General features: G+C 66.0%; 16 protein-coding genes. 12 read left to right on the top strand and 4 right to left on the bottom strand.

Annotated elements, in window-relative coordinates:
• The first annotated feature begins 7 nt into the window (after positions 1-7).
• The 10 genes from A5625_RS19470 (at position 8) to A5625_RS19425 (ending at position 9,881) form a co-directional block, all read left to right on the top strand.
• Entirely contained in the window at positions 8-805 is a 798-nt protein-coding gene (locus A5625_RS19470; RefSeq protein WP_066997583.1) for a hypothetical protein, read from the top strand.
• A gap of 112 nt (positions 806-917) precedes the next feature.
• Positions 918-1,673: a dienelactone hydrolase family protein gene (locus tag A5625_RS19465; protein ID WP_066997580.1), complete on the top strand. Its 756-nt coding sequence runs from the start codon at positions 918-920 to the stop codon at positions 1,671-1,673.
• A 9-nt stretch (positions 1,674-1,682) separates the two neighbouring features.
• Positions 1,683-1,955 (top strand): DUF6295 family protein, encoded by a 273-nt coding sequence (locus A5625_RS19460; RefSeq protein ID WP_066997577.1) that lies wholly within the window; start codon positions 1,683-1,685, stop codon positions 1,953-1,955.
• A 7-nt stretch (positions 1,956-1,962) separates the two neighbouring features.
• On the top strand, positions 1,963-2,733 hold the full coding sequence (locus A5625_RS19455; protein WP_066997574.1) for a DUF427 domain-containing protein: 771 nt from the start codon (positions 1,963-1,965) through the stop codon (positions 2,731-2,733).
• Positions 2,734-2,878: 145 nt separating this feature from the next.
• On the top strand, positions 2,879-4,294 hold the full coding sequence (locus A5625_RS19450) for an ammonium transporter (protein WP_066997572.1): 1,416 nt from the start codon (positions 2,879-2,881) through the stop codon (positions 4,292-4,294).
• A gap of 15 nt (positions 4,295-4,309) precedes the next feature.
• Entirely contained in the window at positions 4,310-4,648 is a 339-nt protein-coding gene (locus A5625_RS19445) for a P-II family nitrogen regulator (RefSeq protein WP_066997569.1), read from the top strand.
• 448 nt (positions 4,649-5,096) lie between these two features.
• The gene (locus A5625_RS19440) at positions 5,097-6,215 is read left to right on the top strand and encodes a WD40 repeat domain-containing protein (protein WP_197516159.1); all 1,119 of its coding nucleotides are present in this window, start codon (positions 5,097-5,099) and stop codon (positions 6,213-6,215) included.
• 191 nt (positions 6,216-6,406) lie between these two features.
• The gene (locus tag A5625_RS19435) at positions 6,407-8,041 is read left to right on the top strand and encodes a long-chain fatty acid--CoA ligase (protein ID WP_066997563.1); all 1,635 of its coding nucleotides are present in this window, start codon (positions 6,407-6,409) and stop codon (positions 8,039-8,041) included.
• A gap of 56 nt (positions 8,042-8,097) precedes the next feature.
• Entirely contained in the window at positions 8,098-8,988 is an 891-nt protein-coding gene (locus A5625_RS19430) for a class II glutamine amidotransferase (RefSeq protein WP_066997559.1), read from the top strand.
• 23 nt (positions 8,989-9,011) lie between these two features.
• A complete protein-coding gene (locus A5625_RS19425; RefSeq protein WP_066997556.1) occupies positions 9,012-9,881 on the top strand; it encodes a patatin-like phospholipase family protein in 870 nt (289 codons plus the stop codon).
• A 28-nt stretch (positions 9,882-9,909) separates the two neighbouring features.
• Here the strand turns inward: A5625_RS19425 and A5625_RS19420 are convergent, their stop codons facing one another.
• Positions 9,910-10,977 carry a patatin-like phospholipase family protein gene (locus tag A5625_RS19420; protein WP_197516158.1) on the bottom strand — a complete coding sequence of 356 codons (1,068 nt, stop codon included), beginning with the start codon at positions 10,975-10,977 and terminating at the stop codon, positions 9,910-9,912.
• 100 nt (positions 10,978-11,077) lie between these two features.
• The gene (locus A5625_RS19415; protein ID WP_066997550.1) at positions 11,078-11,509 is read right to left on the bottom strand and encodes a lipoprotein LpqV; all 432 of its coding nucleotides are present in this window, start codon (positions 11,507-11,509) and stop codon (positions 11,078-11,080) included.
• A gap of 115 nt (positions 11,510-11,624) precedes the next feature.
• On the opposite strand from A5625_RS19415, the gene A5625_RS19410 reads away from it, so the two are divergent.
• On the top strand, positions 11,625-12,230 hold the full coding sequence (locus A5625_RS19410) for a cysteine dioxygenase (RefSeq protein ID WP_066997547.1): 606 nt from the start codon (positions 11,625-11,627) through the stop codon (positions 12,228-12,230).
• On the top strand, positions 12,227-12,664 hold the full coding sequence (locus A5625_RS19405; RefSeq protein WP_066997544.1) for a rhodanese-like domain-containing protein: 438 nt from the start codon (positions 12,227-12,229) through the stop codon (positions 12,662-12,664). Before A5625_RS19410 ends, A5625_RS19405 begins: the two co-directional genes overlap by 4 nt.
• On the opposite strand, the gene A5625_RS19400 is transcribed toward A5625_RS19405, so the two are convergent.
• Positions 12,661-14,427, bottom strand: coding sequence for an alpha/beta-hydrolase family protein (locus A5625_RS19400; RefSeq protein WP_066997540.1), 1,767 nt, complete (start codon positions 14,425-14,427; stop codon positions 12,661-12,663). The genes A5625_RS19405 and A5625_RS19400 overlap by 4 nt on opposite strands.
• 8 nt (positions 14,428-14,435) lie before the next feature.
• Positions 14,436-15,218 carry an enoyl-CoA hydratase gene (locus A5625_RS19395; protein WP_066997537.1) on the bottom strand — a complete coding sequence of 261 codons (783 nt, stop codon included), beginning with the start codon at positions 15,216-15,218 and terminating at the stop codon, positions 14,436-14,438.
• Positions 15,219-15,229 lie beyond the last annotated feature (11 nt).

Below are 15,229 nucleotides of genomic sequence, written 5' to 3'. Positions count from 1 at the left end.
ACCCAGCATGGGCATGCTGTTCGGCCTCGCGCCGTGGATTGTGTATTGGGTACTCGTCGGTAACGTTCCCTTCGCCGCGGCCGTGCTGGTCGCGCTGGCGATCGCCGCCGCCAGCCTGGGCGTGGGCGGCGTGCTGGGCAGGAAGTGGCAGTTCTTCGACTTTGCTTCCGTCGCAGTGCTTTTGGTCCTCGCCGTGCTGGCCTTCACGCTCAGTGAGTCGGTCCTTCAGCGGTGGATACTGCCGTTGAGCAACGCCGGGATCTTCCTGGTGACGCTGATCGGGGTGTTGATCGGCAAGCCCTTCGTGGCCGAGTTCGCCGCAGCCGAACAAGCTGCCGACGTCATCAAAACCGAGCTGTTCGGCCGGACCGTCAAGATCCTCAGCTGGGTGTGGGTCGCGACGTTCGCCGCGATGACGGTGTCGTCGGCCATCCCGTCGATCGTGCAACACCCCGCTGGCGCGACCGACGCCCTGATGCTGGACACCAAGACCCCGCTGTCGTTCCTGTGCTACTGGATCATCCCCTTCGGGCTGCTAGGGCTGGCGGCGGTGGCCTCGCGACTGCTGCCCGACCGGATGCTGGTCGGGATCGACGACGTCGCACGGGAAACCTCGTTCGTCGCCTACGACGAAGCCACCATCGATGAGCTCTACTTCCTGGCCCAGGAGCACGCCAATCGCGAGGTCGGACCGGGCAAGGAGGCCTACGCCGTCAAAGTCGGCGGGATGGGCACTCCGTTGACTGGAGACGAGTCTCGGAAGTCGTGGCCCTCGACGTACAAGGTGCGCGACAAGCGGCACTGAACCTCGTTCGGCTACGTTGGTTTTCGGCGGAGCGACCCGGACCTGCCGCAGTGCTCCGCATTCGGTTGTGGCCTCCACGGAAGTGCCCACAGAGCGGAGAAAAGGAGTCGTGATGAACGAACCCAGCGCGGACGCCATACGCGCAGAGACCATCACCATCATCGGCCACGGCGGCGACGAGATCGAGGCCTATCAAGCGGTGCCGCTCGCCCAGGGATCGCGCGGCGGCGTCGTGTGGATCCACCACATGCCCGGATACGACCGGGAAACCAAGGAATTCGTCCGCCGACTCGCCGTCAGCGGATTCAACGCCGTGGCGCCCAACCTCTACTCGCGCGAAGCTCCGGGTGCCGCGCCCGATGACGCGGCCGCCGCGGCGCGGGCCGCGGGCGGGGTGCCCGATGAACGACTGGTCGGTGACGTCGCGGGTGCGATGGAGCAGCTGCGCTCGTTGGCCGGCGCCAACGGCAAGTTCGGTGTCATCGGGCACTGCTCGGGCGGCCGGCACGCCTTCCTGGCGGCCTGCTCGTTGCCGTTGGATGCGGCCGTGGACTGCTACGGCGCCTTCATCGTCGAGGACCCGCCCGAGGGCATGCCCAAGGCCATGAAGCCGATCCTGGACCTGGCGTCGAACCTGAGCTGTCCGCTGCTGGGTCTGTTCGGGCTCGACGATCGTTTTCCGGCCCCGCCGGCGGCTTGCAGCCTGGACGCCGAGCTGAACAAGCTGAACAAGCCGCACGAGTTCCATTCCTACGAGGGCGCGGGCCATTCGTTCTTCTCGGTCGACCGGCCGGCGTACCGGCCGGAGGCCGCGGTGGACGGCTGGCAGCGCATCGACGAGTTCTTCGCCACCTATCTGAAAGGCTAGGTATCGGTCATGTGCACCTATCTCACCGAACATGTCGAGATCGACGGCAGCGGCAAGGGGGCAACCGGATGGTTCGGCGCCAACCGCGCGACGGTGTATGTCGACCATCCCGTCCACGCGCCCTACGGCCACACGGTCAACATCGACGTGATCAACCCGCAGCTCGGCCCGTCGGCCCGCGTCGCTCTGGAATTGACCGAGGAGAGCGCCCTGGCGCTGGCCGACGCCATCCGGAAGGCGATCGGTCACGCGCCGGCCGGACTGGCCTCCAAGAACCAGTAGGTCAGCGATGACCGGCGAACCTGACTACCCGCAGATGGCCGCGGCGCGGGGCAGGATCGAACCCGCACCGCGACGGGTCCGCGGCTATCTCGGCGATGCGCTGGTGTTCGACACCACCGCCGCCCGGTACGTGTGGGAAGTTCCCTACTACCCCCAGTACTACATCCCGCTGGACGATGTCCGTTCCGAGTTCCTGCGCGACGAAAACCACGCTCAGAAGGTGCAATTCGGCCCGTCGCGGCTGTACTCGCTGGTCGGTGCCGGCCAGACACACGAGTCGGCCGCGCGGGTGTTCGACGCCGACGCTGACGGCCCGCTGGCCGGTACCGTGCGGTTCGAATGGAATCCGTTGCGCTGGTTCGAAGAAGACGAGCCGATCTACGGCCACCCGCGCAACCCGTATTCGCGTGTCGACGCTGTGCGCTCGCACCGCCATGTCCAAGTCGAGCTTGACGGAATCATGTTGGCCGACACCAGAACTCCCGTCTTGCTGTTCGAAACTGGTTTGCCGACAAGGTATTACATCGATCCGACGGATATCTCCTTTGAGCACCTGGAAGCCAGCGCGACACAGACGTTGTGTCCGTACAAGGGAACCACGTCGGGTTATTGGTCGGTGCGCGTGGGTGACGTGCTGCATGAGGACCTGGCCTGGACCTACCACTATCCGCTTCCGGCGGTCGGCCAGATCGCCGGTCTCATCGCGTTCTACAATGAGAAACTCGACATCATCGTCGATGGCACCAGGTTGGCGCGGCCGCAAACGCAGTTCAGCTAGTGCGCCGCACTCCGAAATGAATTCTTAAACTCGCGCACATACGGGCGCAACATTGCCATTCGACGCTTCACCCGTCTACGGCGTCACTTCGCACCGCAGCTGATTCTCGAAGGCCGACCGGCTCGAATTGGGGTGTGTCTGAACCATGTTGCCTTATCCAAATTGGGTTAATCCGGGGGACAACGCCTGGCAGTTGGTGGCGGCGACTCTGGTCGGCCTGATGAGCATTCCAGGCATCGCCGTCCTATACGGCGGAATCGTGCAGAAGAAGTGGGCCGTCAACACCATGTTGATGGCCTTCACCGGGTTCTCGCTGGTGCTGGTGGTGTGGGTGCTGTGGGGTTTCAAGATGGGCTTCGGCGAGCCGCTGAAACTCGGGCCGGGAATCTTGGCGTCGGCGGTGGGGAAACCCAGAACCATCCTGAGCAGTAACAACCAGCAGATCGCTTATATCCCGCTGCTGGACGGCACCATGCCGTCGTTCCGCTTCTCGGAGACCACGCTGGCGTACTTCCAGTTCGTATTCGCCGCCATCACCCCGCTGCTGTTTCTCGGCAGTGTGATCGGGCGCATGAGCTTCAAGGTCTGGCTGATCTTCGTGCCGCTGTGGTCGACGTTCGCCTATTCGGTCAACGCGTTCCTGTTGTGGGGCGGTGGCTGGTGGTCACATGCGGGCGCGTTGGACTACAGCGGCGGTTACGTGATCCACCTCGCCGCGGGGACATCCGGGTTCGTCGCCGCCGCGGTGATAGGGCCGAGGCTGGCACGCGACCGGGAACGCGCGGTGCCGAACAACCTGCCTTTGGCCGCGGTCGGTGCCGGCGTTCTGTGGTTGGGCTGGAACGGCTTCAATGGGGGTGACCCGTACTTTTCGGGTGCCGACGCGTCACTGGCGGTGATCAACACCAATCTGGCCACCGCGGTCGCATTGCTTACCTGGGTGATCTGGGACATCTTCGCAAGCAAGCAGCGCAAACCGACGTTCCTCGGCGCGGTGAACGGGATGATCAGCGGTCTGGTCGCCATCACGCCGGCGGCCGGGTTTGTCAACAGCTTCGGTGCGATGATCATCGGTGCCGTCGCCTCGTCCCTGGTATGGATGTCGTGGAATTGGCTCGGTACGACAAGGCTTTTCAAGAAAGTAGACGACACGCTGGGTGTGTTTCACACGCACGGTGTGGCGGGTTTGGCCGGTGGGTTGCTGGTTGGAGTGCTCGCCGACCCGCACATTGTCGAATATCTGGGCGGCAGCACGGGACAGGACGTGACCTTTGCCGGTTGGCTGTACGGTCACCATCCCAAACAGATATTGATCCAGGCCGGGGCCGCGGGCACGGTCATTGTCTGGGATGCGCTCGTCACGTTCGTCATCCTGAAAGTCCTTGGGCTCTTTATGAAACTGCGGTTGCCCGACGAGGTCTTGGAAACCGGTGACCTCGGTGTCCACGACGAAGAGGCTTACCCCGACGACACACTCGTCACGGGCCGGCGGATCGAGCCGCCCTCGGTGACGCCGAGTGGGGCGGTAACCTCTAAACCCGCTCAGTCGGTGGGTGATTGAGAACGCGAAGACGCCATGAAGCTGATTACCGCGATCGTCCAGCCCTTCACCCTCGACGACGTCAGGCATGCCGTGGAATCCGCCGGTGTGCTGGGTTTGACCATCACCGAAGTCCAGGGGTATGGCAGACAGCGGGGGCATACCGAGGTCTACCGCGGAGCCGAGTATGCGGTCGACTTCGTACCGAAGGTTCGGGTCGAGGTACTGATCGACGAGGAGTTTGTCGACCGGGTCACAGGAGCTATCATCAGCGCGGCTCACACCGGAAAGATCGGCGACGGCAAGGTGTGGGTGTCACCGGTGGAAGCCCTTGTCCGCATCCGGACCGGGGAACGTGACCACAACGCGCTGTGAAATCGATGGCATTGCGCCCGCGAAGCGCAAGAATTCCGGCGCAATACATTGGCGCCGTCCCGATGTGTGATGTTTACCTCGTTGGCCGCAAAAGCCTGAGAGTTCCTTATTTAAGCAACTTACAGAGCACTTCAGGCGAGCTGTTAGCGGCGTAGGTGAAATCCGCCGGAAGAGGGTTTGCATGATTTTCGCTACGGGTAGGCGACTGCGATACAACGTGATTGGAAGTCTGAGCAGAACCTGAGTGCGCGAAGTGACGAAGCTAACGTCGAGCATTGTGAACTGCTTTGGGGCGTTTTTTGGCCAGTAGACTACCGAAAACCAGTCTCGTCAGTGCCTTTCGGTGCTGAAAGCCGGTGGATCCGGGAGGCCAACTCGTCGTGTAAGACCCGACGGCTTCGCCACTGTGCCCACCAGAGCCGACATACACAGCAAAGGCGGTGCCAGCGTGAACGATGTGAACGGCCCTAAGGCCGCGCGCGATGATGGAGACGGCCGAGACTTCGAGCTTGACACGACGTCGGTGGTTCGAGTCCCGGTGAACAACGGTCCGATCAGCGATATCGACATCAGCCCCGATGGGCGGCGGCTGATCGCAACGAACTACGGCCGCAACATGGTTTCGATCATCGATGCCCACAGCTGTCGTGTCTCGAGCACCATCGCCGGGCTGCCCGAACCCTTCGCGGTCGCCATGAGCAGTGCGGACGCCAACTATGCCTACGTCAGCACTGCGACCGCCGCCTACGACGCCATCGAAGTCATCGACATCGTCACGAACTGGCGTATCGCCACACATCGGCTGGCGCACAGCGTGAGCGATCTGACGGTGAGCCCCAACGGTAGATACGTTTACGCCAGCCGAAATGCGGTTCGCGGTGCCGACGTGACCGTGCTGGACACCACCACCGGTGAACTCGAGGTCATCGACCTGGCGGCCGCGCCGGACACCACCACCGAATGCGTGCGCAGCAGCCCGGACGGACGTCGCCTGTACGTCGGCATGAACGGGCCGGCCAGCGGCAGCGTCGCCGTGGTCGAGACCCGAACACGTTCCGACGCTCGCCGGGTCGGCGGCCGGTCACGCCTCGTCGGCGTGATCGACGTCGGCCTGCCCCTCCGCGATGTGGCGCTGAGCAACGACGGCGGCACGGCTTATGTGGCGAGCTGTGACCCGGTTGCGGGCGCAGTGCTCGACATGGTCGACACCCGGGCCAACAGAATCATCGGCACGCACAAAATCACCGAGATCACCGGCCCGCTCACCCGGATGACGCTCAGCCGCGACGGCGCGCGCGCCTATGCGGTGAGCGACGACCACATCACGGTGCTGAGCACCCACAAGCAGGAAGTCGTCGGTGAAGTCAAGGTGTCCAAGCACCCGTCGTGCGTGGTGGAGAGCCCGGACGGGTGTCACCTCTACGTCGCCGACTTCTCCGGCATCGTCACCGCGGCGCGAATCGCCCCGCCGGCGGCTGCCCAGTCCTGCAGCGACGACGCCGACACCGACCTGTTGGTCGCCGGCTGGCTGCCCGAGTTGCCGCACTGGGAGCCGGCGCTGACCTAGCCCAAAGCGACGCCGGCCGAACAGAATCCACGCCGTCGATGGTCAGGCCGGTCGGCTGCTGCCACTCTCACCGAATTCGGGCTTAGGGTGGGAAGCGGCCGACGGCGTAGACGCCATCGGCCCGGAATGCGGGTGCCGCATTTCGCGGATTGGCACCGGCGGTGCTGTGCTGAGAATGAGGCGGTACATCAGTGGACGGCACGATGCAGGACTTTCCGTTGACGATCACCGCGATCATGCGGCACGGCTGCACCATTCACGGGGAACGCACCGTCACGACCGCGACCGGCGACGGGTACCGGCGCACGACCTATCGGGAACTCGGCCAGCAGGCCGCCCAACTGGCGAACGGACTGCGCCGGCTCGGCGTCACCGGTGATCAGCGGGTGGGCACGTTCATGTGGAACAACACCGAACACCTCGTCGCCTACCTGGCACTGCCGTCGATGGGTGCCGTCCTGCATACCCTCAACATCCGGCTGTTCCCCGAGCAGATCGCCTTCGTCGCCAACGAAGCCGAAGACCAGGTGGTGCTGGTCGACGCGTCACTGGTGAAACTGCTCGCACCGGTGCTGCCCAACCTGGACACCGTGCACACGGTGATCGTGGTCGGCCAGGACGACGACACCGAGGCGCTGCAAGGGTTGGGTAAGACGGTGTTGCGCTACGCCGACGTCATCGAGAACGAGTCGACCGAGTTCGACTGGCCCGACATCGACGAGAAATCCGCGGCCGCGATGTGCTACACCAGCGGCACCACCGGCAACCCGAAAGGCGTGGTCTACAGCCACCGTTCGAGTTTTCTGCACACCATGGGAGCGTGTACGACCAACGGCATCGGCGTCGGTGCCACCGACAGCGTGCTGCCCATCGTGCCGATGTTCCACGCCAACGCCTGGGGATTGCCCTACGCGGCGCTGATGGCCGGCGCCGACTTGGTGCTGCCCGACTGCCACCTCGACCCTCGGTCACTGGTCCGGATGGTCGAAGACCTGCGGCCCACCGTGACGGGCGCGGTGCCGACCATCTGGAACGGCGTCCTGCACCACCTCGAGGACGATCCCGACCACGACATGTCGTCGCTGCGGCTGGTGGTCTGCGGTGGCTCGGCCGTTCCGGTGTCGCTGATGCGCACCTTTGAGGAGAAACACGACGTCCAGATCCGGCAGTTGTGGGGCATGACGGAGACGTCGCCGCTGGCGACCATGGCGTGGCCGCCGCCCGGAACCCCGGAGGACCAGCACTGGGCGTACCGCGGCACACAGGGACAGCCGGTCTGCGGGGTGGAGATGCGGATCGTTGACGACGACGGTCAGGTGCTGCCCAATGACGGCAATGCCGTCGGCGAGGTCGAGGTGCGCGGACCGTGGATCGCCGGCTCCTACTACCTGGGCCGTGACGAATCGAAATTCGATTCCGGCTGGCTGCGCACCGGCGACGTGGGCCGCATCGACGAGCGGGGATTCGTCACCCTGACCGACCGCGCCAAAGACGTCATCAAATCCGGTGGCGAATGGATCTCTTCGGTCGAGTTGGAGAACCTCTTGATCGGCCACCCGGAGGTGGTCGAGGCCGCGGTGGTCGGCGTTCCCGACGAGCGTTGGGAGGAGCGGCCGCTCGCCGTGATCGTGGCCAAAGACGGCGCATCGGTGACTGCTGAACAGCTGCGAACCTTCCTCGCCGACAAGGTCGTTCGATGGTGGCTGCCCGAGCGGTGGACGTTCATCGACGAGATCCCACGCACCAGCGTCGGCAAGTACGACAAGAAGACCATTCGGTCGCGCTACGCCGAAGACGGCTACCGGGTGATCGAAGCGCGCGACTGAACGATGCATGTGAAAAGGCCCGTCGGCTTGACCCGCGACAGCTAGCGTGGGAAGGCATGTGCCGACTCTTTGGCCTCCATGCCGGGACGCACGCGTGCACCGCGACCTTCTGGCTGCTCGACGCGCCGGACAGCCTGTCCGAACAGAGCAGAAGGAATCCGGACGGCACCGGCCTTGGTGTCTTCGACGAGCACGGCCAACCACACCTCTACAAGGAGCCGATAGCGGCCTGGCAGGATGCCAAATTCGCGACCGAGGCGCATCAAATGACCGGCACGACCGTCATCGCCCATGTCCGCTACGCGACCACCGGATCGCTCGACATCCACAACACCCACCCATTCATGCAGGACGGCCGGATCTTCGCGCACAACGGCGTTCTCGAAGAACTGGAGATCCTCGACGAGCGACTGCGTGAGCTCGGCACCGACGACTTGGTATTGGGCGACACCGACTCCGAGCGGGTGTTCGCGTTGGTCACCGCCTCGATCCGCGCGGCCGACGGCGACATCACGGCAGGCCTCGTCGACGCCATGCAATGGCTTGCCGAGCATGCTCATATTTACGCGGTCAACGTGCTGCTGAGCACGGCCACCGACATGTGGGCGCTGCGCTACCCGGAAACGCATCAGCTCTATATTTTGGATCGATCCGGCGATGCGGCTTCGCGCGATCCCGAATTCGACTTGTGCACCAAGCGGATTCACGCTAGGTCGGAGCATTTGTGTGAGCGGCCGTCGGTGGTGTTCGCCACCGAGGTGATGGACGACGAGCCACGCTGGCGGCTGCTGCCGGCGGGCGAACTCTTCCATGTCGATGCAGGCCTGCAAATCCACCGCAGCATGATCCTGCCAGACCCGCCCAAACATCTGCTGCGTCGCGAGGACCTGAGCTCGCCGGTGGAGGAGTCGCAGCACGCCCTGCCGAACACCCGGCAGCTGGCCTGATCGGTGCTGGCAAGCTGAACGACGTGACAAACAAACGCGCCCTGGTGCTGGCTGGTGGAGGGATAGCGGGAATCGCCTGGGAGACAGGTGTTCTGCGTGGCATCGCCGACGAATCGCCGGCGGCGGCGCGTCTGTTGGTTGAGTCGGACGTGCTGGTCGGCACGTCGGCGGGGTCGGCGGTCGCCGCGCAGCTCGGCAGCGGCCAGACACTGGACGAGCTGTTCGATCGGCAAGTCGCTGATGCGTCGGCCGAAATCGATTCCGGAGTCGACGTCGAGGCCATCACCGAGCTGTTCCTGACGGCTTTGGCTGAGCCATACCAGGAATCGCTGGACCGGACCCGTCAACAAATGCAGCGGATCGGTGCTGTGGCGCTGGCCACCGAAACGGTTCCCGCCCCGGTGCGCCGAGACGTGATCGCCCAGCGCCTGCCGTCGCACCTCTGGCCGAACCGGGACTTGCGGCTCACCGCAATCGACGTCGCCACCGGCGAATTGACGGTTTTCGACCGCGGCTCCGGCGTCGACCTCGTCGACGCCGTGGCGGCCAGCTGCGCGGTGCCCGGGGCGTGGCCACCGGTGACGATCGGCGGCCGTCACTACATGGACGGCGGGGTCGCCAGCTCGGTCAACCTGGTGGTGGCCGCGGACTGCGATACGGCGGTGGTGCTGGTGCCCTCGGGCGTCGATGCGCCATCGCCGTTCGGTGCCGGACCGGCCGCCGAAGTGTCGTCGTTCGCCGGCGCGGCGTTCGCCGTCTTCGCCGACGGCGATTCGCTGGCCGCATTCGGGCCCAATGCGCTGGATCCGGGCTGTCGTATCCCGTCGGCGCTGGCCGGACGCGAGCAGGGCCGTCACGAAGCCGCAGCCATCGCCCGCTTCCTGGGTATCTGAAAACGTTTGGCGCCAACCAATTTGAGATCTACTCAGCGCTCAATCGCCGGCGCGGCTCCCGGTCATCCTCGACTTCCAGTCCGTCCAGCGCCTCGTTCGCCAGCGCACGGCCGGCGGCGATCACCTCCACCGCCCGATGGAACTCCAGCGCCCGGCAGGTCGAGCGTGGTACTTCGATGAGCAGGTCGGGCGGGTAGACCGCCAGAGTGTGGCGTGCCAGCGCGGCCTGAGCGATGTCGATCGTCCGGTTCATCACCTCGAAGCTGCCCAATTTCGGCACGTCGGATCCGGCACCGACCAGTTCGTCGGCGTCATCGCCGGCCGCCGGTTGCTCGTCGTCCGGGCTGTCTTCCCAGCCGTCCGGCTCGCCGGCCGGCCCGCCCAATCTGCTCAGCACCGCCCGCGCGGTCGGCCGGTCGAGCAGCGAGCGGGCGGCCGCCGTGTCGAGTAGCGCGGAAGTGCTGCGCATCATGCGGGTCAGCCACTCGACGGTGGCACCCGGCTCCGGTTCCCGGCTGGTGATCGCCTCGCTGCCGGACAGGCTCACCGCGATGGTCAGGTCGGCGTTGACCGCCGCGAGCGGGGCCATCGGCAGCGGATCGAGGATGCCGCCGTCGGCGAGCAGCCGCCCGTCGACCGCGTGCGGAGCGATCACACCGGGAATCGCGATGGACGCCCGGATCGCCTCGTCCAGCGGGCCGCGCTGAAACCACACCGACTTGCCCGCCAGCAGGTCGGTCGCCACCGCGGTGTAGGGGATGGGCAGTTCTTCGATGGCGACCGGGCCCAGGATGTCGCGCACCGCGTCCAAGATCTTGCCGGCCCGCATCACCCCGGCCGCGCTGATCGACGGGTCCAGCAGCCGCAAGATGGTGCGCTGAGTCAGCGACTTCGCCCAATCGGCGAACTCGTCGAGCTTTCCGGCCGCTTGTAGGCCTCCGACCAGCGCCCCCATCGACGAGCCGGCGACACCGACCACCTGATAGCCGCGCGCCGCCAGGGCCTCGATCACCCCGATGTGGGCGTAGCCGCGGGCCCCCCCGCTGCCGAGTGCGAGCGCCACCCGAGTCGGCGCTGATCGACGTTCGTCAGGCACTCCTCCATTTTGCGCGGAGGGGGCCGACGGGGCTTCTCTATGGGCGGCCCGGGCACTTTTTTGAGCCATGATCCCAATTACAGATCACCGGGCGCGGCGCCTACCCGCATTCGTTGTCCGCGGCCGCCCGCGCGGCCACGATCACGGCCGCCTGCCGGGCCAGGGTCAACGTCGACCACGGCGTGTTCCAGCTGCCCGCGGTGCCCGACGGCGACCGCTGGACCATCGACAAATAGGGCTCGAACAGCGACGCACCGCTCTTCGGCTGGGCGTCCATCCACTCTTTTGCGGCGTGACAGGCCTGGTAGTACTCCTCTTCGGTCGAGTTCGCCGGAACGTCGACCCTGGTCGTCACGCCGGCCGGGGAGAGCCCGACCGAGCCGGCGGGCGGCGAGTTCTGGCCGGATTGCCGCGCCGAGGGGGCGCCGGGGCCGCCGTGATGTGCGCCGTGCGAGCACCCCGCGACCGCCAGCACAGCGGCCGCGACAACAACCGCGTCCCATCGCCGGGACCGACTACCGCACCAGCGCACGGTCTCAATCTATGCAACACTGGCGGCCGTGATGGAGCGCTTCGGATTTTGCGAGTGTTGTCGGCCCTAACACGCCGCTGCTTGCCCCATCCGTTTTCGCCCTGGAGCTCCTCTGATGTCTCTGCCCCTCGCCACCGCGGCTGTCCTGCGTCCGCGAACCCTCTCCTCGCCGTCGGCCGGCCCGACCCGGCTGCGCGTGCCTGATCTGCTGCACGCCACCGATCAGGCCGCCGATGACGTGCTCAGCGGGCGCTGCGAGCACCTGGTGCCCGAGGGCGGCATTCCGGAGTCGCGGCGCTGGTTCACCCGCATCCACGGCGACGAGGAACTCGACGTCTGGCTGATCAGCTGGGTGCCCGGCCAGCCGACCGAACTGCACGACCACGGCGGGTCGCTGGGCGCGTTGACCGTCATCTCCGGATCGCTGAATGAATTCCGTTGGGACGGTAGAGCTTTGCGACGCCGCCGGCTTGACGCCGGCGACCAGGCCGGCTTCCCGCTGGGCTGGGTGCACGACGTGGTCTGGGCACCCCGGCCGGTCACGGTGCCTGCCGCACGTCCGGTCGCACCGAGCGCCGGTGCTCGGCCGGTGCAGCCGACGCTGAGCGTGCATGCCTACTCGCCGCCCCTGACCGCGATGTCCTACTACCAGATCACCGACCGCAAGACGTTGCGCCGTGCACGCACCGAACTGACCGACCAGCCGGAAGGATCGCGATGAGCCGCATCGACGTCGTCTTGAGATCCGCCCGGCGCCGATATCGCCGGTTGCCGGCCGTCGAAGTGCCCGACGCGGTGCGCCGTGGCGCGGTGCTGGTCGACATCCGGCCGCAGGCCCAGCGCTTTCGGGAGGGCGAGGTGCCCGGGGCGCTGGTGATCGAACGCAACGTTTTGGAGTGGCGCTGCGATCCCACCAGCGAGGCCAAGCTGCCCGAGGCGGTCGGCGACGACGTCGAATGGGTGATCCTGTGTTCGGAGGGCTACACGTCCAGCCTGGCGGCGGCCGCGCTGCTGGACATCGGTCTGCACCGGTCCACCGATGTCATCGGCGGCTTTCACGCGCTGGCCGGCGCCGGAGTGCTGAGCGAGCTGGCCGGGGGCCGAGTCGATCCGGTGTTCGAGGACACCAGCGTGGCCGCTCGCCGCTGGCTCTAAGCCGTGTCGTTGGAGTGCAGCAGCGGACGCAGTTTCGCCGTCTTGTCCGCCGTCCAGCCGGGCGGTGGCAGCACGGCCGCCCAGCCGTCGGCGACGTTGGCGACGTAGCGGTGGCCATGCCCGTCGGGTACATCCACCGCCACGGCCATGTCCGCCGAAACCTGAAGGAAGGTGACCACCGGAATCCAGCGCGTCTGGGCTAGCACGTCATAGCCTCGCCGCTCGCGCAGCCAGTCTGGCTTACTGAACAACAAGTCTGGAGTCCACCAGGCGATCGGATCCGACGCGTGCTGCAGATACACCACCCGCGGGTGGTCCCACGGCGCGTTGGGGCGGTCCAAATCGCTTCCGCGAGCAGCGAATCGGACATACCGGCCGTTCTGGTAAATGGGTAACCACTGCGGTGATCCGGCATCGCGCGTCGACGTCAAATCGGTCCAGATGGTGTTTTTGAAGGTCGGTCCGCTGAACAACGCCCCGTCGGTGCGGGCCAGCACGTTGTTCAGGCTCAGGAACGGCGCCTCACCCCCGAATGACCCCAGGCTCTCGCCGAACACCACGAGCTTGGGCCGCTGACCTTCGGGCATCTGGCGGATCAGCTTGTCGACAGCCTCGAAGAGCGCCTGTCCGGCGTGCCGGGCGTTCTCCTTGTCCACCAGGAACGACAGCCAGCTCGGCAGAAACGAATACTGCATGCTGACGATCGCGGTGTTGCCGTTGTACATGTATTCCAGCGCTGAGGCTTCCGCCTCGTTGATCCAGCCGGTGCCGGTGGTGGTGCCCACCGCGACGACGGCGCGCCGCAATCCGCCGGCGCGTTGCAACTCTTGTGCCGCCAACTCCGCGGCCGCCGTGATGCCTTTCGACGAGTCCAATCCGGCGTAGGCGCGGATCGGCTCGGTGGCCGGGGCGCCGTTGAACGCGGTCAGTTGGTCAACCCGGGGACCGCCCTCGACGAAGACGCGGCCCTCGCGGCCCAGCGACTCCCACGACACCAGCGACTGCGGACCCCCGGACCGCAGCGGGGTTCTCGGAGGAGCGGTGTCGGGATTCAACTCGTTGTTGGCCGTGGCGAAGGTGTTGTTCATGGTGCGCATCGCGAACTTGAGCACCACGCCGTTGAGCAAGGTGACGGTCAGGGCCACCAGCACCACCACCACGATGGTCGCCGACAACCGAAACGGTGCGAAGCGGTCGACTTGTCCGACCAGGAATTTGACCAGCCAGCGGGTGAACTGGCCCAACTCGACCACGGTGAACAACACCACCACCGACAGCACCCCGGCCAGCGGGTAGTCGTACCACTTGAGGTGCTCCACGCCCATCAGATCGCGCACGTCGTCCTGCCAGACGTGGAACCAGATCGCCATCAGCACCTGGCCCACCACGCCGATCGGGATCAGCACCTTCCATGCCCAGCCCGGCGGCGGCGAGCTGTGATCCTTTTCGCGCATGAAGCGCACCAGCCACACCGAAAAGACGCCCAGCCCGTAGCCGATGGCACCGGAGAGCCCGCTGACCAGCCCTTGGAACAACGGGCCGCGTGGCAGCAGCGACGGGGTCAGCGAAAGCCAGATGAACACCAGTCCGACCGTGGTGCCGGTGAACGTGTAATGCCGTACCCACCAAGGCTTTTCAGTCCATGGCAGGGTCGGTGCCGCGCGCCCGGCCCGCGGCGCCGGCGCCGCTGCCGCGGGCCCCTCGACGTCGACCGCCGGGGCGCGACCCGCCTCGGTGTTTGTCGCGGAAACCCGTTCGCTCATGCAGGGTCCTAGCGGTGGGTGAAGTTCGGCGGGCGCTTCTCGATGAAGGCCGCCATCCCTTCGGACTGGTCCTCGGTGGCGAAAGTGGAGTGAAACAGCCTGCGCTCGTAGAGAAGTCCCTCGGCAAGGGTTGATTCGAACGCGCGGTTGACGGCCTCTTTGGCCATCCTGGCCGCCGAACGCGACATCTGCGAAATGGTGGTCGCGACGGCCTTGGCCTCGGTCAGCAGATCGTCGGCCGGCACCACTCGCGACACCAGGCCGCTCCGCTCGGCTTCTTCGGCGCCGATGGTGCGGCCGGTCAGGATGAGGTCCATGGCCTTGGCCTTGCCGATGGCACGGGTCAGTCGCTGTGAGCCGCCCATGCCGGGCAGCACACCGAGTTTGATCTCGGGCTGGCCGAATTTCGCTGTGTCGGCGGCGATCAGCACGTCGCACATCATCGCCAGCTCGCAGCCGCCGCCCAAGGCGTGCCCGGCCACCGCGGCGATCGTCGGGGTGCGAACCGCGGCCAGCCTGCTCCAGGGGGCGAAGAAGTCGGCGCCGAAAGCGTCGGCGAACGTCAGCCCGGCCATCTCCTTGATGTCGGCACCCGCGGCGAACGCCTTGGCCGAGCCGGTGATGATAATCGCCCCGATACCGGGATCGTCATCGAAATCGGCTGCCGCACTGGTAACTTCGTTCATCACCTGTGTGTTCAGCGCGTTGAGAGCCTTCGGCCGGTTCAGGGTGATGGTGCCGACGCGCTCGTCGCGCTCGACAAGGATCGTTTCGTACGTTGTCTCGCTCACCAAACCGCCTT

The sequence above is a fragment of the Mycobacterium sp. 1465703.0 genome (genome assembly GCF_001672975.1).
Taxonomy (GTDB): Bacteria; Actinomycetota; Actinomycetes; order Mycobacteriales; family Mycobacteriaceae; genus Mycobacterium.
Note: the sequence above shows the minus strand (reverse complement) of the source record. Positions and strands in the feature narration are given on the sequence as shown.